The sequence below is a fragment of the Agromyces seonyuensis genome, from assembly GCF_009789225.1.
GTDB classification, from domain to species: Bacteria; Actinomycetota; Actinomycetes; order Actinomycetales; family Microbacteriaceae; genus Agromyces; species Agromyces seonyuensis.
In genome coordinates this window covers 44,638-62,078 of the sequence record NZ_WSTA01000001.1, presented here as the reverse complement: position 1 = coordinate 62,078, position 17,441 = coordinate 44,638, and the positions used below count along the sequence as shown (strand labels likewise).

Sequence of the window (17,441 nt, the reverse complement as noted above, 5' to 3'; positions counted from 1 at the left end):
CGCTCAGCCTAGTTCGCCGCGCCTGACCGCAGCCGTGAGGGCGGACGGCCCGTTCCGCGGCGCGCACCGGGGCGGCTCCCGGCCTCCTACGCTGGAGGCATGGTCGACGCTCACTCGCACGCGCACGGCGGTTCCCCGACGAGACTGCGGGTGCAGGGCTGGCCGAAGGTCCTCATCCTCGGGCTCATCGCCCTCTGCGGCATCGCCGCGGTCGCGGGGATCGTCGCGTGGTGGCCGGACTCCGACCGCGTCGACGAGGTGCGCGGCCTCGTGCCGTTCGCCGTCGAGGGCCTCGAAGTCGTGCACGGCGAACTCGTCGAGGTGCAGCCCGCCTGCACGGGCGCGGAGACCGAGACCGAGGCGGTCGAGTGCGGCCCGTCCCAGGTCGAGGTGCTCGACGGGCCGAACGCGGGCTCGACCGTGCCCATCACGCTCGCGCCGTCCGTCGCGGCGACCGGACTGTCGCCGGGCGACCGGGTGCTCCTCTTCGACGCGACCGCCGTGCAGCAGAGCGACGAGGCCGAGGCGATCTCGTTCTACCGGGCCGATCGCGGGGGCTCGATGCTGTGGCTGACGATCCTCTTCGTCGTCGCCGTCGTGCTCGTGGCGTGGCGCCGGGGCGTCCTCGCGCTCATCAGCCTCGGGTTCGCCGGACTCGTCGTGCTCGGCTATCTCATCCCGGCGCTGCTCAGCGGCCAACCGCCGATCCTCGTCACCCTCGCCGCATCCACGGTCATCCTCATCGTCATGCTCTACGTCACGCACGGCATCTCGATGCGCACCTCCGTCGCGCTCGCCGGCGCGCTCATCGGCGTCGGCCTGTCGACCGTGTTCGCCTGGTACGGCGTCATCGGGTCGCGACTCGGCGGGCTCGGCGACGAGGCCGCGGGCCTGCTGCTCTTCAACGTGCCGTGGATCCACATCCAGCAGCTCGTCGTGGCCTCCGTGATCCTCGCCGGGCTCGGCACCCTCAACGACGTCACCGTCACCCAGGCGTCGGCCCTCTGGGAGCTCCGGGCGGCCTCGGCGACCATGACCCGGTGGGAGCTCTTCCGCAGCGCCATGCGGATCGGCCGCGACCACGTCGCCTCGACCGTCTACACGCTCGTCTTCGCCTATCTCGGCACGGCCCTCGTGCTCATCGTCGCGGTGCAGCTCTACGGCGGCACGGCCGCCGACTTCATCACCTCCGAAGACGTCGCCGCCGAGATCGTCCGCGCCCTCGTCGGCGGCCTCGCCCTCGTGCTCGCGATGCCGATCACGACCGCCCTCGGCACGCTCGTCGTCGCCGGTGCGGGCGTCGACGAGCCGCCCGCGCCCGACCCGGACCCCGAACCGGCCCCCGGGCCTCGACGACGCAGCAGCGCCCCGACGCGCTCGAGCGACGAGTTCCGCCACCTGCCCGAGTATTGAACCTCCCGGCCGCCTCCGGAGGACTCCGGGGCGTCACGGAAGCGAGCGGAGAAACATGCACCCCAAGGAAGCCGACACCCGCAACCGGATGCGCGCGCGCATCGCGCGCCTCGCCCGGGCGCTGCTGCCCCTCGCCGACGTCGCCACCGAGCGCCTCGTCGACGAACTGTGCCGGCAGACCGACATCTCGGTGCGGGCGTTCCGCGGGCTCTTCCCCACCGACGACGACCTCATCCGCGCCGTGAACCAGCAGATCCTCGACGAGTGCGCCGAACGGCTCCAGGGCGCGGCCGGCGGCGTCGAGGCATCCGGCGACGAGGCCCTCGACCTCCAGAGCGCCGCCCGGGCCCTCGCCGAGGCGTGGCCCATGGACTGGGCGACGCTGACGATCCGCAGCCGCGAACGGGCCGCCGCCCTGATGGCGCGCGACGGGAGCCGCCCCGACGCCCTCCTCGACACCGAGCGCGGCTACGCGCCCGCCATCCTCGAGGCGCTCGTCGGCGTCTTCACGCGCATCGGGCGCGAGTTCGTGTGGGAGCCGCTCCTGGCGGCGCGGGTCATCACCCTCGCCTACGAGCGATCGTTCGAGGCCTGGGCGCTCGCCGGCGGCGACGAACGCGACTTCCCCGCCTCGCCGTTCACGACGCACACGCTGCCGAGGATCCTGGCCGGCGTGAGCCGCCCGATCGCCGTCCGCGCCTGAGCGGTCCGGTCCGGATCCTCAGCCGCAGGACGCCAGGCCCGCCTCGACCTTGAGTGCGAGCACCCGTTCTGCGGCGGCCTGAACCTTCGCCGCGAACACCGGGTCGGCGGCGGCCGCGACGAGGTCCTGCTGGAACTGGCCGGCCGTGTCCGCGCTCGCGGAGAGGAGGATGTCGCCGCCGGCGCCCACGAACGCCGTCGCCCGCTCGGCGATCGGCACCGACGCGACCGAGGCCGCCGCACCGAGATCGTCGCTGATGACGACGCCCTCGAATCCGAGGCTCCCGCGCAGCAGATCGGTGATGATCGCGGGCGAGAAGACCGCCTGATTCGCGGGGTCGAGCTGCGGGTAGTCCGCGGAGCTCACCATGACGACGGGCGCACCGGCCCGGATGCCGGCCGCGAACGGATCGAGGTACGGGTCGGACGCGTTCGTCTGCGCGTCGGTGATGCCCTGGGAGGTGACGTCGGTATTGCCGGTCACCCGGCCGAGACCCGGGAAGTGCTTGAGCGTCGAGGCGACGCCGCCCTGCGTCATCCCGGCGACGAACGCCGACACGTGCGGTGCGACGACGGCGGGGTCGTGGCCGTACTCGCGGTCGTAGGCGCCGATCGGCGCGTTGGCCGCGCCGAGTTCGGCCGGCACCGTGTCGGCGACGGGCGCGAGGTTGAGGCCGATGCCCGCGTCCACCAGCTCGCCCGCCCAGACGGCCGCGTCGGCGGTGAGGGTCGCCGGGTCGAGGGCGCCCTGCTCGAGCGCCGAGGGGATGTCGCTGAACCCGTCGCCCTGCAACTGCTGGATCTGCCCGCCCTCCTGGTCGGCGGCGAGGAGGATGCCGGGCCCGCCGTCCGGGACGAGGGACTGCAGGTGGTCGGCGAGCCCCCGCACCGGTGCCGCCCCGTCGTGCCAACCGCCGAGCAGCACCGCGCCGCCGAGGTGGTGCTGGGTCACGACGCCGTCGAGCGCGTCGACCGGATGCCCCGCGTTCGCGCCCACCATGACGAGCTGTCCCGCCTGCTCGTCGAGGCTCATGGCGGCGACGAGGCGCTCCGCGCAGGTCGGCTCCGGGGTGGGCGTCGGGGTCGGCGTCGGAGTGCGCGTCGCGATCGGCGAAGCGGTGGGCTCGGGGGCCGCCGCCGCGCACCCGGCGAGCGCGAGGACGAGCGCCGAGGCGCCCACGAGACGGATGCCCCGTGCGCGGCGCCGGACCGGGACGTGCGTCGGAGTGAGCGGTCGGACCCGTCGGTGCAGCATGCGGTCCACGCTACCGGCGAGGGTCGGCAGCCCCCGGCCCGACGGGTGCGGTCCCGTGACCGCCCCGGGGCCGCCCCCGTGGTATCCCCGGGGGCGTCCCGCGGCGACCTGGGCAGCGCCGGCCGTGATGGACTCCGGGCGGCCGGGGCGGCCCGTTGCTCAGGCGACCCGGGCGATGCCGGCGATCTGGGTGTTGAACGTGACGAACGGGGTCCGGATCCGGTAGCGCTCCAGGTCGTCGAGCACGAATCCGGCCTGCCGCAGCAGCCCCTCGAGATCGCGTTCGCACGAGCATCCTTCGAAGGCCCACGCCCAGGGGCGGCGGAGCGCGCGCTGGAGGGCGCGGGTCGCGGTGCCGGGCGGGGCGGCGACGTGCTCGACGAAGCGGAACGTGCCGCCGGGGCGGAGGATGCGGCGGATCTCGGCGAGCGCGGCCGCCGGGTCGGCGACGGAGCACAGCACGAGGGAGGAGATCACGGCGTCCGCGCTCCCGTCCGACAGGCCGGTGCGCTCGGCGCCGACGGCGTGCAATCGGAGGCGCACGCCCCGGCGGCGGGCGGCGGCGCGCAGCGCGGGGTGCATGTGCGGGTTGGGTTCCAACGCGATGAGCGTCGTGCCCGGCGGGACGTGCCGCAGGTTCGCTCCGGCGCCGGGCCCGATCTCGACCAGGTCGCTCGGCAGGTCCGCGTAGACCCGGCGCTTGCGCGGGCCGAGGCTGCGTTCGAGCACGGGTGCGAGGGCGTGGAAGAACGCGGCGTTCGCGCGTCCGCGGATGGGATGGGGACGGAAGCGGCCGGGCGGCGGCGGCGGGTACGTGGTCGTGATCATGCGTGCCACGCTCCCGGGAGGTGGCGGCGGCCGCACGGGTGGAATCACCCCACCTGGCCGCTCGCCGTGGAGTCGGTCTCGGCGGCGTACCAGGCGGCGATCTCGCTGCGGGTGCGGAACCCGAGCCGATCGCGGATGCGTTCGACGTGCCCTTCCGCCGACCGTTCGGCGATGCCGAGCCGCAGGCCGATCTCGCGGTTCGTGCAGCCCGCGCCGACGAGGGCGGCGACCTCCCGCTGGCGGCTCGTCAGGCCGAGCGCGTCGCGCACCGGCGCGCGCAGCCCGAGGAAACGGCGGATCGGCGCGAGCAGCGCAGCGGTGTCGCCGACGAAGGGCAGGTGCGAGCGGCCGGGCAGGACGACGAGCTCGGCGTCCAGGATGCCCGCGGCGAGCGCGACGCCCCCGGAGAGCGGCGCCGCGCGGTCGTGCTCGCGGTGCACGACGAGCGTCGGAGCCCGCACCCGGCCGAGGACGTCGGACACGTCGAGGCGGTAGCCGAGCGCGAGGAGCCCGACCGCGGTGTCGGCATCCGAACTGTCGCGCTGGTAGCGGCCGACCCGCGCGCGCAGCGCGGCGGAGGCATCCGGGGCGAAGACGTCGGTGAGCACGTCGGCGCCGAGCCCCCAGTGCGCCCCGACGAGCCCGAGGAGGTGCTCGCGGACGTCGGGCGGCGCGAGGTCGCCGCCGCGGACCCAGCCGCCGGAGAGGACGAGCCGGCGGACCCGCTCCGGATGCTCCGCCGCCCACGCGACCGCGACCGGCGCCCCGAGCGAGGAGCCGAAGAGATCGAACGGCTCGGGCCCGAGCAGCCCGGCGAGCGCGTCGAGCTGGCGCAGCTCTCCGTCAATCGACGGCGGATCGGGCAACGGGTCGGAGAGCCCGCAACCGGCGCGGTCGTAGCGCACCGAGCGGCATCCCTCGCCGAGCGCGAGCTGGAACGCGCGCTCCTCGGGGATCGACCAACCGGTTTCCAGGTGGCTGAGCCATCCGGACACGGACAAGAGCGCCCGCCCCCGCCCGACCTCCGCGTAGGCGAGGCCGACGCCATCCTCGGTGCGTACGCGCCCGAGCCGCTGACGCGTGGTGCCACGCGGCAGCGGCCCCGGCAGCGCGCTACTCGTCGGCGTCGGTGTACTCCCCTTGCGGCGCCCGCGAATCGACCTGCTCGCCCGTGTACGAGCCCTCGACGGCCTCGTCGGGGCCGACGCCCTCGGTCTCGGTGTACTGGCCCTCGACGCCGCGGAGCACGCCGGCCTCGTCGCCGGTCTGCGTGTACTCCCCCTCGATCTCGTCGGCATCCACGACGACCTCTTCGATCGTGAAATCGATCTCCTCGTCCGAGTCGCCCATGACCGTCCCCCTTCGTTCGCTTCCTGCACCCATGCTCGCACTGCGCGCCCACGGCCGGAAGAGGGCGGGCGCCCGCCGTGTCGGACGCGCTGGCTACGCTGTGCCCATGGCCCTGCTCGACCACCTCGGCATCACCGTCGACGACCTTCCCCGCGGCATCGCGCAGTTCGATCCCGTGCTCAGCGCGCTCGGCTACACCCGCGAGGACGCGGAGAACTCGGTCGCCTGGGATGCGGGCGACGAATCGCAGCTCATCCTCTTCCCGGCGCGCGAGGCCGGCACCGCACCGCACCGCCACGGTCGGGTCGGCTGGCAGCACCTCGCGTTCGCGGTCGGCTCCCGCGCCGACGTCGACCCCCTCCACGGCATCGCGATCGCCGCCGGCTGGTCGGCCGTGCGCGAGCCGAAGGTCTACCCGCGGTTCAACGAGCGCTACTACGCCTCGTTCGTCGAGGACGACAACGGCATCCGGCTCGAGTTCATGCACAACCCGCCGCGCGAGTCCGACTGAGCTCCGTCGTGGAGGTCGACGAGGGAGACGAGCCCCGCTTCCGCAGCCCGGACCCGTGTCCGAGGTGCGGCGACGTGCTCGACGGCGGGGTGCTCGTGGCCGACGGCAACGACCTCACGCTCACCCTCACGTGCCTGACGTGCGGCTACACGGCCCTCGTCGACCCGTTCGTCTGAGCCGGCTCAGGCGCCCTGCTCCGCTTTGGCCGCCCGCGCGGCCCGGGCCGCCTTCGTCGCCCGGATCACCGCGAGGACGATGCCGGCGAGGATGCCCGCCACGACGAGCCACGGCAGCATCGCGCCGAACGCCACGGCGAGCGCGCCGCCGAACGCGAGCAGTGCGGCCCACCCGCCCGCGAGCCCGTCGAGGAAGGTGGCGGCGGCTGCGACGGGGGCCGCCTCGACCGTCACGAGTTCGAGGGCGAGCGAGGAGTACTCGACCTGGTCGACGAGCACGTCGCGCTGCCGCGCGAGGCTGTCGAGCTCGGCCTGGCGCGTCGTGATCTCGGCTTCGATCTCGATGAGGTCGCGCGTCGTGCCGGCCTGGCCGAGCAGCGCGGTGAGCCGGTCGACGGACGCCTGGAGCGCGTCGACTCGGGCGCCGAGGTCGGCGCGCTGCGCGGTGACGTCGGCGGCGTCCAGCGAGAGGTCGTTCACCGACCCGAGCGCTCGGAGCTCGGTCAGCGTCGCCTCGAACGCGTCGGCCGGGATGCGGAGCACGAGTTCGGCGTACGCGTCGCGCGAGTCCGTGCCGGGCGTCTCCCGGCGGGACTCGACGCGCCCGCCGGCTTCCGTCACGATCCCGACCGCGGTCTCCGCGCCCGCGATCGGATCCTCGACCGTCACCGAGGCCCGGCCCGTGGTGACGACGCTGCGGTCGGCGACGGGGGCGCCCTCGGACTCGTCGGAGCCGACGGCCTCGGCGGGAAGGCCGGCGGAGCCCGCGGAGGCACCGGACTCGGCGTATCCGCCGGCCTCCGGCCCCACCGCATCCGAGGCGCCGCTCGCCGAGCAGCCGCTCAGGAGTCCGAGGAGGAGCACTGCGGCGACGGCCGTGGGAACGATGCGCGAGGTCATGCGGTCAGGCTAGGGCTGGCCCGTGCGGCCCGGAATACCGCGGGAGTCGCGGTCCCGTCACGATCGCATGCCGGTTCGGTTCCGATCCGCGGACGGCCTGCAAGATGCGGCGGCGTGCGCACACACGGGGCGTCGGCGACGCCTGGCCGCCGCCGCCCGCAGCGGCCATCGGCGGGCTAGGACGCCAGGCTCGACGCCGCCGTGCGGGCGGCCTCCTGCACCGACGCGCCCCAGCCGAGGCGCGCGGCACGCAGTGCCGCGTAGAGCTCCGCCGCGTCGGAGTGCCGGGCCACCGAACGGCCCGTGAGCTCCTCGATGCGGTGGAGCCGGTGGCCGACGGTGTTGCGGTGGCAGTGCAGCACGAGTGCCGCTTCGGAGGTCGAGCCGTTCGCCTGGAACCACACCTCGAGCGTGTCGAGCAGCAGGGCGGCATCCGGGGATGCGTCGAGGCCGCCGAGCACACGGCTCCGCAGTTCGTCGGCGCGGCGGGGGTCGGCGACGAGCAGGGCGTCCAGGGGCGCCGAGCCGTAGCGGTGGGCGCCGGCGGCCCCGCGCGGCAGGCACTCGAGCGCGAGACGGGCTTCGCCGAGCGCCGCGGCTGCCCCGGCGATCGCCGGAACGGCGGTCGAGACGCCGGCACGGGTCGTCGCGACGGCCGAGACCGCCTCGAACACGGCGGCGGCCTCGGCGGCGGTGCGGCACGCGACGACCCCGACCTCTTCGGCGCTCCACGTCGACCACGACGAGCCGAGGCCGCGCCGCCGCAGCTTCTCCTCGATGCCGGGCAGCGGGTCGGCGCCGGACCCGTCGAGCTCGGCGGTCACGACGACGAAGAGGCCGCGCTCGGCGAGGCCGAGGGTGCGCAGGATGCCCGCCGCCTCGCGGGTCGGGGTGTCGGCGTCGAGCAGCGCGAGCAGCAGGATGCTCCTCGAGTGCTGATCGCGGCGAGCGCGCTCGTCGGTGACCTCGCGGTACGCATCGGCGGCGACGCCGGAGAAGCGGTCGATGATGCCCCACACGTCGGAGGAGGCGCGGAGCAGTTCCTCGGAGCGGTGCTCGGCGGCGGCGCTCGCGACCATCTCGTCCCAGAGCGCGAGGCCCGCGAGCCGGTAGGCGTGCAGCAGGCTCGCCAGCGGGATGCCGTACTCGGCTTTGAGGCGGCCGGCGTCGCGAGCGGGTTCGAGTGCGACGCCGTCGCCGCTCATGCTGCGCAGCAGCGCCGCGATGTTGACGGCGACGATGCGGCGCAGGGCGCCCTCGGGGATGGCGGCCTCGACGTAGGCGTGCTCGCCGGCGAGGATCTGCGCGACCACGCGGTCGGCGAGCCGGTCGACCGAGACCAGCAGTCCGCGGAAGAGGCCGGCGGTGGACGGACGCGGCTCGGTCGGCGCCGCGACCACGTCGTCGTGGATCGTCATGCGGGGAAGGCTACACGAGTGCTCCCCGGCCGCATTGTGCGCCAGCACAATCTCGCCGGGCGAATCCGGGGCGCCCGCCCATAGGGGCGCGATCGACGATCACGCAGACTCCTTGCACGATCAAAGGAGATCCATGACCCTCGTCACCGCCGACTCGCCGTCCGCCGCCGCGGACCGGGCAGAGTTCCCCCGCTCCGAGCAGGTCGCCCTCGACGGCTGCCTCGACGCCCTCGCAGCCGGCGAGCGCCGCTGGGCCGCGATGCCGCTGCACGCCCGCGCCGCCCTCCTCGCGCGCACGCACGCGACGATCGCGGCGAATGCGACCGAATGGGCCGAGACCGCCGCCGATCTCAAGGGACTCGCCCCGGACTCCCCGCTCGTCGGCGAGGAGTGGATCTCGGGACCGTACCCGGCGCTGACCGGCTTCGGCCAGCTCGCGCACTCGCTCGACGCGCTCGCGAAGGGCGCCAGCCCGCTCGATGGCGCGAAGTTCGGCACCGCGCCGGGGCGCCGCACGACGGTGCAGGTGCTCCCGCACAACGCGTACGAGTCGATCCTGCTGCACGGCTTCGGCGCCGAGGTGTGGCTGACGCCCGGCACGGCCGCGTCCACCGCCCGCTCGCGGGCCGGGCTCGCGCAGCACCACCCGAGCCGCACCGGCGGCATCGCCCTCGTGCTCGGCGCGGGCAACATCACCTCGATCGCGCCGCTCGACGTCGCATACGAACTCGTCGCCCGCAACCGGGTCGTGCTGCTGAAGCTCAACCCGACGATGGACGGGATGGCCGGGGTCTTCACGAAGGCCCTCGCGCCGCTCATCGACGCCGGCGTGCTGCGCATCGTGCGCGGCGGCGCCGAGGCCGGCGCCTACCTCGTGCAGCACCCGCGGGTCGCCCACGTGCACATCACCGGCAGCGCGATCACCCACGACGCCATCGTCTACGGCTCCGGCGCCGAGGGTCGCGCCCGGAAGGCGGCGAACGCGCCGGTGCTCGACAAGCCGATCACGAGCGAGCTCGGCGGGGTCTCCCCCATCATCGTGGTGCCGGGCGACTGGTCGGCGGCGGACCTGCGATTCCAGGCCGAGCACGTCGCGACGATGCGCCTGCACAACGGCGGCTACAACTGCATCGCCGGGCAGGTCGTCATCCTCAGCTCCGACTGGAAGCTCAAGGACGCGTTCCTCGCCGAGCTGCGCTCCGCCGTCGACCGGGCGCCTGCCCGACCGGCGTGGTACCCCGGCAGCAACGCGCGGGCCGCGTCGGCCCTCGTCGCCTACCCGGATGCCGCCCGCCTCGGCCCGGACGGCTGCCGCGTGCTCGTCGAGGTCGGCGCCGGCGGTGATGCCGCACCGCTGCAGCGCACCGAGTACTTCGCTCCCGTGCTCGGCGTCGTCGAACTGCCCGGCACGGGCCGGACGTTCCTCGACACCGCGATCGAGGCATCCAATCGCGACCTCGTCGGCACCCTCGGCGCCAACGTCGTCATCGACCCGCGCACGAAGCGGTCGATGGGCCCGGGGTTCCGGGAGGCGATCGCCGAACTGCGCTACGGCACGATCGGCATCAACGCCTGGACGGGCGTCGGCTATCTCACGGCGACGGCGCCGTGGGGGGCATTCCCGGGGCACACCCTCGACGACATCCAGAGCGGCCGCGGCGTCGTGCACAACGCGCTGCTGCTCGACGCCACCGAACGCACCGTCGTGACCGGCCCGTTCCGTCCGTTCCCGCGCTCCTTCGCCGGCGGCGAGTTCGCCCTGTTCCCGAAGCCGCCGTGGTTCGTCACGGCGCGCAGCGCGGCCACGACCGGCCGCCGCCTCGCCGGCTTCGCCGCGAAGCCCGGCTGGCTGAAGATGCCCGCGGTGTTCGCCGCGGCGTTCCGCGCCTGATCCCTGCAGTCCGAGAGTCCCAACGAACACCCGTCAAAGGAGACGACCCATGCCCTTCACGAGCCCCCTTCCCGACGTCGAGATCCCCGACGTCAGCCTCTACGACCTCCTCTTCGCCGGCCTCGCCGACGACGACCTCGAGCGCACCGCCGTCGTCGACGGCGCGTCCGGCGCCGCGACGACCTACGGCGCGCTGCGCGCCCAGATCGACCTGGTCGCCGGCGCCCTCGCCGCCCGAGGCATCCGCCCCGGCGACGTCGTCGCCCTGCACTCGCCCAACGTGCCGGCCTTCGTGGCGGTCTTCCACGGCATCCTCCGTGCCGGCGCGACCGTCACGACTGTCGCCGCGCTCGCCACCGGTTCGGACATCGCCCGCCAGCTCCAGGACGCCGATGCCCGCTTCCTGTTCACCGTCTCGCCGCTGCTGCCGGCCGCCCTCGAGGGCGCGAGCGGCGTCGGCCTCGACGGCGAGCAGATCGTCGTCCTCGACGGCGCCGACGGCTACGCCTCGCTCCGCGACCTGCTCGGCGAGTCGCATCCGGCTCCCACGGTCGAGATCGACCCGTCGACGCACCTCGCGGTGCTGCCCTACTCGTCGGGGACGACCGGCCGGCCCAAGGGCGTCATGCTCACGCACCGCAACCTCGTCGCGAACGTCGTGCAGGTCGTCGACCACCTCGACGTCCAGCGCGAGGACAAGCTGCTCGCCGTGCTGCCCTTCTTCCACATCTACGGGATGACGGTGCTGCTGAACCTCGCGATGCTGCGCCGCGCGACCCTCGTCACGATGCCGCGCTTCGACCTGACCGAGTTCCTCCGCATCACGCAGGACGAGCGCTGCACGTACCTCTTCATCGCGCCGCCCATCGCGGTCGCGCTCGCGAAGCATCCGCTCGTCGACCAGTACGACCTCTCGAGCGTCCGGGCGATCCTCTCGGGCGCGGCGCCGCTCGACGGCGAGCTCGGCGCCGCCGTCGGCCGCCGCCTCGACTGCGTCATGCTGCAGGGCTACGGGATGACCGAGCTCAGCCCCGTCGCGCAGATCATCCCGTTCGCCGCGACCGGCATCCCGCTCTCGAGCGTCGGCGTGACCATCCCGAACGTCGTCTGCAAACTCGTCGACCCCGAGACCGGCGCGGAGATCGACTACCCGGACTCCGGCGTGAGCGCCCCCGGCGAACTGCTCGTCATGGGGCCGAACGTCATGGTCGGCTACCTCGGCAACCCGGGGGCCACTGCCGAGACGATCGACGCCGACGGCTGGCTGCACACGGGCGACATCGCCACGGTGAGCGCCGAGGGCTACGTCACCGTCATCGACCGGCTCAAGGAGCTCATCAAGTACAAGGGCTACCAGGTCGCGCCGGCCGAGCTCGAGGCGCTGCTGCTCACCCACCCCGGCATCGCGGACGCCGCCGTCATCGCCGGACGCGACGCCGAGGGCGAGGAAGTGCCGAAGGCCTTCGTCGTGCTGCAGGCGGGCGCCGAGCTCTCGGAAGCCGACGTCATGGCCTTCGTCGCCGAGCACGTCGCTCCGTACAAGAAGGTCCGACAGGTCGCGTTCCTCGACGTCGTCCCGAAGTCCGCGAGCGGCAAGATCCTCCGCAAGGACCTCCGCGCCGCCGAGGCGGTCAGCGCGTGAGCCGCGCGGATCGGGCGCTGGCGCCCCACGACTACGTCATCGTCGGCGCCGGCTCGGCGGGCGCTGCGCTCGCGGGCCGGCTGAGCGCCGACCCGTCCGTCAGCGTGCTGCTGCTCGAGGCCGGCCCCAAGGACTCCAAGACGGAGATCCGCATCCCGGCCGCGTTCTCGAAGCTCTTCCGCTCCGAGGTCGACTGGGACTACGACACCGAACCGCAGGAGCACCTCGGCGGACGTCGCGTCTTCTGGCCCCGCGGCAAGGTGCTCGGCGGCAGCTCGTCGATCAACGCGATGATGTGGGTGCGCGGCTTCCCCGAGGACTACGACGCCTGGGGCGAGGCGGCCGGTGCGGACTGGTCGTGGGCGGGACTGCGCCCCTACTTCCAGCGCGTCGAGCACGTCGCCGCCGACGTCGTGCGCGACAACGAGGACGAGACCGGCCGCGGCGGCGCGGTGCACGTCAACGAACCGCGCAGCCCCCGCTCGCACACCGCGACGTACCTGCAGGCGGCCGCGGAGGCCGGCCAGCGCGTCGTCCCGGCGAACGGGCGGGACCAGCGCGGCTTCAGCCGCACGACGCTCAGCCAGGAGAACGGCTCGCGCTTCAGCGCCGCCGACGCCTACCTCAAGCCGGCGCGGAAGCGGCCGAACCTCACGGTCGTCACGGGAGCCCAGGCGACCCGGGTGCGCTTCCAGGGCACTCAGGCCGTCGGCGTGGAGTACGTGCAGGGCGGGGTGACGAAGACCGCCCGCGCCCGGCGCGAGGTCGTGCTCTCCGGCGGCGCCGTGAACACGCCGCAGCTCCTCCTGCTCTCCGGCATCGGCGACCGCGAAAAGCTCGACGCCCTCGGCATCCCCGTGGTCGCCCACAGCCCCGAGGTCGGCAAGAACCTGCGCGACCACCTCATGGCGGTGCTCGCCGTCGAAGCGAAGGACGACACCCTCTTCGTCGCGGAGAAGCCGGGCGAGCTCGTGCAGTACCTCGCGCGCAAGCGCGGGATGCTGACCTCCAACGTCGGCGAGGCCTACGGGTTCATCTCGTCCGACCCCTCGATCGACGTGCCGGACGTCGAGCTCATCTTCGCGCCGGTCGCCTTCATCGGCGAAGGGCTCATCGCGCACGACGGGCACGCGCTGACCCTCGGTGCGATCCTGGTGCAGCCCGAGAGCACCGGCTCGATCTCGCTCGCGAGCGCCGATCCGCTCGAGAAGCCGATCATCGACCCGCGCTACCTGAGCGACCCCGAGGGCAAGGACCGCGCCGCACTCCTCGCCGGGCTCGGACTGTGCGAGGAGCTGCTCGTCACGCCTTCGCTCCGTGCCGCGACGACGGGTGCGTTCGTGCAGCCGGCCGGCGGCGAGGCGCTGACGCGCGCGGAGCGCGACGAGCGTGCGCTCGTCGACCACGCGCACACGCTCTACCACCCGGTCGGCACGGCCCGCATGGGCTCGGACGCCGGGTCCGTGGTCGACGAAGCGCTGCGGGTGCGTGGCGTGACCGGGCTCCGCGTCGCCGACGCGTCGATCATGCCGACGATCATCCGCGGGCACACGAACGCCCCCGCGATCGTCATCGGCGAGAAGGCCGCCGACCTGCTGCTCGGCGTCGGCGCGAAGCGGACCGCCGCGGTCGAGGCCCGGTGACCCGGTGCGGGCCGGCCATGCGCCGGCCCGCACCGGATCACGGCGAGGCGGACCGCGTCCTCGCCGATCGCGGCGGCGCCATGGCGTACGGTCGGAGCACGATGAGACGCGGTTCCAACCTGCCCGCGGTCGGCACGTACAACCAGACGCTCGTGCTCGACCTGATCCGGCGATCCTCCGCTGGCCTCAGCCGGAGCGAACTGGCCGAGCGCACGGGCCTGTCCGCCCAGACGCTCAGCAACGTCGCCCGCAAGCTCGTCGACGAGGGCATGGTCGTCGAGGGGGCGCCGGTCGTCTCCGGCAAAGGCAAACCGCCCACGCCGCTCCAGCTGAACCCGCAAGCGCGCTACGCCGTCGGCATCCACCTCGACCCGGCCGTCGACACCGTCGTGCTCGTGGACATGGGCGGGTCGGTCGTCGCGCACGCGGAGCACGCCCCGCGACCGGGCGCCGCCCCCGATCGGATGCTCGCGGAACTCGCGGCGCGGGTGAACGAATTGCTCGACCGCGCCGGCGTGCGTCGGGATCTGGTGCTCGGCATCGGCGTCGCGGTGCCGGGGCCGATCGACGCGGAGCGCGGCGCGATGCTCGAGCCGCCCCTGCTGCCCGCGTGGCACAACGTGCCGCTGCGCGACGGTCTCCAGGAGGCGACGTCGCTCGCCGTGATGGTCGAGAAGGACGTCGTCGCGGCCATGGTGGGCGAACTCTGGGTCGATGGGTCGCAGCAGCTCAGCGAAGCGATGTTCTTCTACTACGGCGCCGGCGTCGGCGTCGGTCTCGCCGTGGACGCGACCCCGGTGCGCGGTCGCACCGGCAACGCGGGCGACGTCGCCCACCTCGTCGTCGAACCCGGCGGACCGCTGTGCCACTGCGGCCAGCACGGCTGCCTCGGCGTCGCGGTCGCGCCCGAGCGCATCATGGCGGACGCCGGTCTGCCCGGCGCGACGAATCCGGCCGAGTGGCGGAGCGCGCTGGGCCGCCTCGCCCAGTCGGCGGTCGCCGGGGACACGGCGATCGCGGCCGTCTTCGAGCGCACCGCGGCCGCCCTCGCGCGGGCGATGGTGCTGATGAACAACCTCCTCGACGCGGACGTCGTCGTCATCGGCGGCCCCATGTGGAGCCGGATCGCACCGGCCCTCGAGCCGCACCTCGTGCGATCCCTAGCGGACAGCACGGAACTCACGACGACGCGCGGGATCACCCTGCTCGACACGCGGCTGCACACCGACGTGACCGCGATGGGCGCGGCCTGCCTGGTGCTCGACAGCGCCTTCACGGCGCGTCCGGCCGGCCTGATGATCACGCCTCGCTGATCCCGTTCGGATCGTTTCGAGCCAATCTCTTGACCTTTAAATCCATTTGATTTAGAAAAGGGGAGGCGCGGCGCCCACCGCGCGAACCACAGCAAAGGAGCTGCGAATGAAGAGATCACTGACGACGCTCGGCCTGATCGGCGTCGCCTCGCTCGCCCTCGGCCTCACCGGGTGCAGCACGGGCGACTCGGGCAGCGACGACGGCACCATCAAAGTCGCGTACCAGAAGACGTCCTCCTTCACGGCGATGGACGAGCTCATGCAGCAGGTCAAGAAGGAGTACGAGGCCGAGTACACCGACCGGACGGTCGAGCTCATCCCGATCGAGGCCGAGCAGGACCAGTACTTCACCAAACTCGCCCTCATGAACGGCTCGCCCGACACGGCGCCCGACGTCATCTACGAGGACACCTTCCAGATCCGCTCCGACGCCGGCGCCGGCTACCTCCAGCCCATCGACGACTACCTCACCGACTGGGACGGCTGGGACCTCTACGACGACGGCGCCAAGCAGGCCGGCCTCGGCGACGACGGCAAGACCTACGGCATCTCCCTCGGCACCGACACCCGTGGCCTGTACTACAACAAGCAGATCTTCGAAGCCGCCGGCCTGCCGACCGACTGGGCTCCCGAGAGCTGGGACGACATCCTCGACGCGGCGCGCACCATCAAGGCGAGCGACCCCGACGTCATCCCCTTCAACGCCTACGCGTCCAACGCGCTCGGCGAGGCTACCTCGATGCAGGGCTTCGAGATGCTGCTCTACGGCACCGACGACCAGCTCCTCGACACCGACACCAACAAGTGGGTGACCGGCTCGAAGGGCTTCCTCGACTCGCTCGCGTTCTACCAGACCCTCGCCGACGAAGAGCTCGGCCCGGACCCCGCCCAGGCGCTCGACGCCGGTTGGGGCTCGAAGGTCAGCACCGAGCTGCTTCCGCAGGGCGGGCTCGCCATCGCCCTCGACGGCTCCTGGCTGCCCAGCCAGTGGATCTCCGGCGAGAACGAGTGGCCCGAGTGGCAGGACACCATGGGCTTCGCGGCCATGCCGACCCAGGACGGCGGCGGCGACGGCTTCACCTCGATGTCCGGCGGTTGGACCCTCGCCCTCGGCGCCAACGCCGCCGACCCCGACGCCGCGTTCGACTTCATCGCCGCGGCGCTGACGCCGGAGAACGCCCTCCAGTACCACCAGGAAGCCGGCCAGATCGCCGTGCGCAGCGACGTCGCCGAGAACCAGGAGTACCTCGACTACAACCCGTCGTTCGAGTTCTTCTCCTCGCTCGTGCCGTACACGCACTTCCGCCCTGCCACGCCCGACTACTCGCAGATCTCCTCGAACATCCCTGTCGCGACCGAGTCGGTCTTCACCGGCCAGGCGGCGCCCGAGGACGCGCAGGCGCAGTACGATGAGGCGCTCGTCGGCATCGTCGGCGAGGAAAACACGCAGGCAGGCTGATCCGCACATGACCGCGCTCGCTCCGAGCGGCACGGTCGCGCGCGGCCGGGGGTCCGACCCCCGGCCGCGCCGCGGCAGCCGCACATTCACCCGCATCCTCCCGCTGCTGCCGGCGGTGCTCCTGCTGGCGGCCTTCATGCTCGGCCCCATCGTCTACTCGCTCTACGGGTCGCTGACGAACCGCACCCTGACGGGGCCCAACGCCGCGAACCCCGAGTTCATCGGCCTCGACAACTACACCGCGCTCTTCTCCTCGGCGGAGTTCTGGAACTCGCTGTGGCTGACGGTGCTCTTCATCCTCGCCTCGGCCGTCATCGGCCAGAACGTGCTCGGCATGGCACTCGCCGTGCTGCTGCGCTCCTCGGTCAAGCCGCTGCGCTCCCTCGTCGGCGGGCTCGTCGTGCTCGCGTGGGTGCTGCCCGAGATCGTCGCGGCGTTCGCCCTCTACGCGTTCTTCTCCACCGACGGCACGCTCAACGTGCTGCTCGGCTGGGTCGGGCTCGAGGGCACGAGTTGGCTCTACTACCTGCCGATGGCGACGGTCATCATCGCCAACATCTGGCGGGGCACCGCGTTCTCGATGATGGTCTACAACGCCGCCCTCGCCGAGGTGCCGCCGGAGCTGACGGAAGCCGCCACCATCGACGGCGCCGGCGCGTGGCAGCGCTTCACGCAGGTCACGCTGCCGGTCATCCGCCGCTCGATCTCGACGAACCTGCTGCTGACGACCCTGCAGACCCTCGGCGTCTTCACGCTCATCTGGGTGATGACCGGCGGCGGCCCCGGCACGCAGTCCTCGACGCTGCCCGTGCTCGCCTACCAGGAGGCCTTCAAGTTCGCGCAGGTCGGCTACGGCACCGCGATCGCCACCGTCACCCTCCTGATCGGGGCGATCTTCTCGATCGTCTACATCAGGATCCTCAAGCCGGAGGTGGACTGA

15 protein-coding genes are annotated in these 17,441 nt (G+C 73.1%); 9 read left to right on the top strand and 6 right to left on the bottom strand.

The features are described 5' to 3' along the window. Positions 1-99: 99 nt before the first annotated feature. Both GB864_RS00255 and GB864_RS00250 read left to right on the top strand, forming a co-directional pair. Positions 100-1,413: a YibE/F family protein gene (locus GB864_RS00255; RefSeq protein ID WP_160422269.1), complete on the top strand. Its 1,314-nt coding sequence runs from the start codon at positions 100-102 to the stop codon at positions 1,411-1,413. Positions 1,414-1,468: 55 nt separating this feature from the next. Beyond that, positions 1,469-2,116: a hypothetical protein gene (locus GB864_RS00250; RefSeq protein ID WP_160422268.1), complete on the top strand. Its 648-nt coding sequence runs from the start codon at positions 1,469-1,471 to the stop codon at positions 2,114-2,116. Between the two features lie 18 nt (positions 2,117-2,134). Here the strand turns inward: GB864_RS00250 and GB864_RS00245 are convergent, their stop codons facing one another. From GB864_RS00245 to GB864_RS00230, 4 genes are all read right to left on the bottom strand, one after another. Continuing rightward, complete coding sequence (locus GB864_RS00245) at positions 2,135-3,370, bottom strand: glycoside hydrolase family 3 protein (RefSeq protein ID WP_160422267.1); 1,236 nt, start codon at positions 3,368-3,370, stop codon at positions 2,135-2,137. Between the two features lie 159 nt (positions 3,371-3,529). Then, positions 3,530-4,198, bottom strand: a complete 669-nt coding sequence (locus GB864_RS00240; RefSeq protein WP_160422266.1) for a class I SAM-dependent methyltransferase — start codon at positions 4,196-4,198, stop codon at positions 3,530-3,532. A 44-nt stretch (positions 4,199-4,242) separates the two neighbouring features. Then, a complete protein-coding gene (locus GB864_RS00235) occupies positions 4,243-5,193 on the bottom strand; it encodes an alpha/beta fold hydrolase (protein WP_336603826.1) in 951 nt (316 codons plus the stop codon). 118 nt (positions 5,194-5,311) lie between these two features. Continuing rightward, the gene (locus GB864_RS00230) at positions 5,312-5,548 is read right to left on the bottom strand and encodes a hypothetical protein (RefSeq protein ID WP_160422265.1); all 237 of its coding nucleotides are present in this window, start codon (positions 5,546-5,548) and stop codon (positions 5,312-5,314) included. Positions 5,549-5,654: 106 nt separating this feature from the next. Here GB864_RS00230 and GB864_RS00225 point away from each other — a divergent pair, with 106 nt between their 5' ends. Next, positions 5,655-6,059, top strand: a complete 405-nt coding sequence (locus GB864_RS00225; RefSeq protein ID WP_160422264.1) for a VOC family protein — start codon at positions 5,655-5,657, stop codon at positions 6,057-6,059. A gap of 182 nt (positions 6,060-6,241) precedes the next feature. On the opposite strand, the gene GB864_RS00220 is transcribed toward GB864_RS00225, so the two are convergent. Beyond that, on the bottom strand, positions 6,242-7,135 hold the full coding sequence (locus GB864_RS00220) for a DUF4349 domain-containing protein (RefSeq protein WP_160422263.1): 894 nt from the start codon (positions 7,133-7,135) through the stop codon (positions 6,242-6,244). Between the two features lie 176 nt (positions 7,136-7,311). After that, positions 7,312-8,553: a PucR family transcriptional regulator gene (locus GB864_RS00215; RefSeq protein ID WP_160422262.1), complete on the bottom strand. Its 1,242-nt coding sequence runs from the start codon at positions 8,551-8,553 to the stop codon at positions 7,312-7,314. A gap of 133 nt (positions 8,554-8,686) precedes the next feature. Between GB864_RS00215 and GB864_RS00210 the strand changes: the two genes are divergently transcribed. From GB864_RS00210 to GB864_RS00185, 6 genes are all read left to right on the top strand, one after another. Continuing rightward, positions 8,687-10,444 (top strand): aldehyde dehydrogenase family protein, encoded by a 1,758-nt coding sequence (locus GB864_RS00210; RefSeq protein ID WP_160422261.1) that lies wholly within the window; start codon positions 8,687-8,689, stop codon positions 10,442-10,444. Positions 10,445-10,493: 49 nt separating this feature from the next. Beyond that, positions 10,494-12,086, top strand: a complete 1,593-nt coding sequence (locus GB864_RS00205; RefSeq protein ID WP_160422260.1) for an AMP-binding protein — start codon at positions 10,494-10,496, stop codon at positions 12,084-12,086. Continuing rightward, on the top strand, positions 12,083-13,729 hold the full coding sequence (locus tag GB864_RS00200) for a GMC family oxidoreductase (RefSeq protein WP_336603822.1): 1,647 nt from the start codon (positions 12,083-12,085) through the stop codon (positions 13,727-13,729). The genes GB864_RS00205 and GB864_RS00200 overlap by 4 nt, the downstream gene beginning before the upstream one ends. Before the next feature lie 101 nt (positions 13,730-13,830). Next, complete coding sequence (locus GB864_RS00195) at positions 13,831-15,042, top strand: ROK family transcriptional regulator (RefSeq protein WP_160422259.1); 1,212 nt, start codon at positions 13,831-13,833, stop codon at positions 15,040-15,042. A 106-nt stretch (positions 15,043-15,148) separates the two neighbouring features. Further along, positions 15,149-16,501: an extracellular solute-binding protein gene (locus tag GB864_RS00190; protein ID WP_160422258.1), complete on the top strand. Its 1,353-nt coding sequence runs from the start codon at positions 15,149-15,151 to the stop codon at positions 16,499-16,501. Between the two features lie 7 nt (positions 16,502-16,508). Next, the gene (locus GB864_RS00185) at positions 16,509-17,441 is read left to right on the top strand and encodes a carbohydrate ABC transporter permease (RefSeq protein WP_160422257.1); all 933 of its coding nucleotides are present in this window, start codon (positions 16,509-16,511) and stop codon (positions 17,439-17,441) included.

Excerpts from the sequence above, each read along its gene's own strand:
- GB864_RS00230 (WP_160422265.1), bottom strand. The coding sequence starts at position 5,548 with ATGGGCGACTCGGACGAGGAGATCGATTTCACGATCGAAGAGGTCGTC.
- GB864_RS00255 (WP_160422269.1), top strand. The coding sequence starts at position 100 with ATGGTCGACGCTCACTCGCACGCGCACGGCGGTTCCCCGACGAGACTG.
- GB864_RS00240 (WP_160422266.1), bottom strand. The coding sequence starts at position 4,198 with ATGATCACGACCACGTACCCGCCGCCGCCGCCCGGCCGCTTCCGTCCC.
- GB864_RS00245 (WP_160422267.1), bottom strand. The coding sequence starts at position 3,370 with ATGCTGCACCGACGGGTCCGACCGCTCACTCCGACGCACGTCCCGGTC.
- GB864_RS00185 (WP_160422257.1), top strand. The coding sequence starts at position 16,509 with ATGACCGCGCTCGCTCCGAGCGGCACGGTCGCGCGCGGCCGGGGGTCC.
- GB864_RS00220 (WP_160422263.1), bottom strand. The coding sequence starts at position 7,135 with ATGACCTCGCGCATCGTTCCCACGGCCGTCGCCGCAGTGCTCCTCCTC.
- GB864_RS00215 (WP_160422262.1), bottom strand. The coding sequence starts at position 8,553 with ATGACGATCCACGACGACGTGGTCGCGGCGCCGACCGAGCCGCGTCCG.
- GB864_RS00250 (WP_160422268.1), top strand. The coding sequence starts at position 1,469 with ATGCACCCCAAGGAAGCCGACACCCGCAACCGGATGCGCGCGCGCATC.
- GB864_RS00205 (WP_160422260.1), top strand. The coding sequence starts at position 10,494 with ATGCCCTTCACGAGCCCCCTTCCCGACGTCGAGATCCCCGACGTCAGC.
- GB864_RS00190 (WP_160422258.1), top strand. The coding sequence starts at position 15,149 with ATGAAGAGATCACTGACGACGCTCGGCCTGATCGGCGTCGCCTCGCTC.
- GB864_RS00225 (WP_160422264.1), top strand. The coding sequence starts at position 5,655 with ATGGCCCTGCTCGACCACCTCGGCATCACCGTCGACGACCTTCCCCGC.
- GB864_RS00210 (WP_160422261.1), top strand. The coding sequence starts at position 8,687 with ATGACCCTCGTCACCGCCGACTCGCCGTCCGCCGCCGCGGACCGGGCA.
- GB864_RS00195 (WP_160422259.1), top strand. The coding sequence starts at position 13,831 with ATGAGACGCGGTTCCAACCTGCCCGCGGTCGGCACGTACAACCAGACG.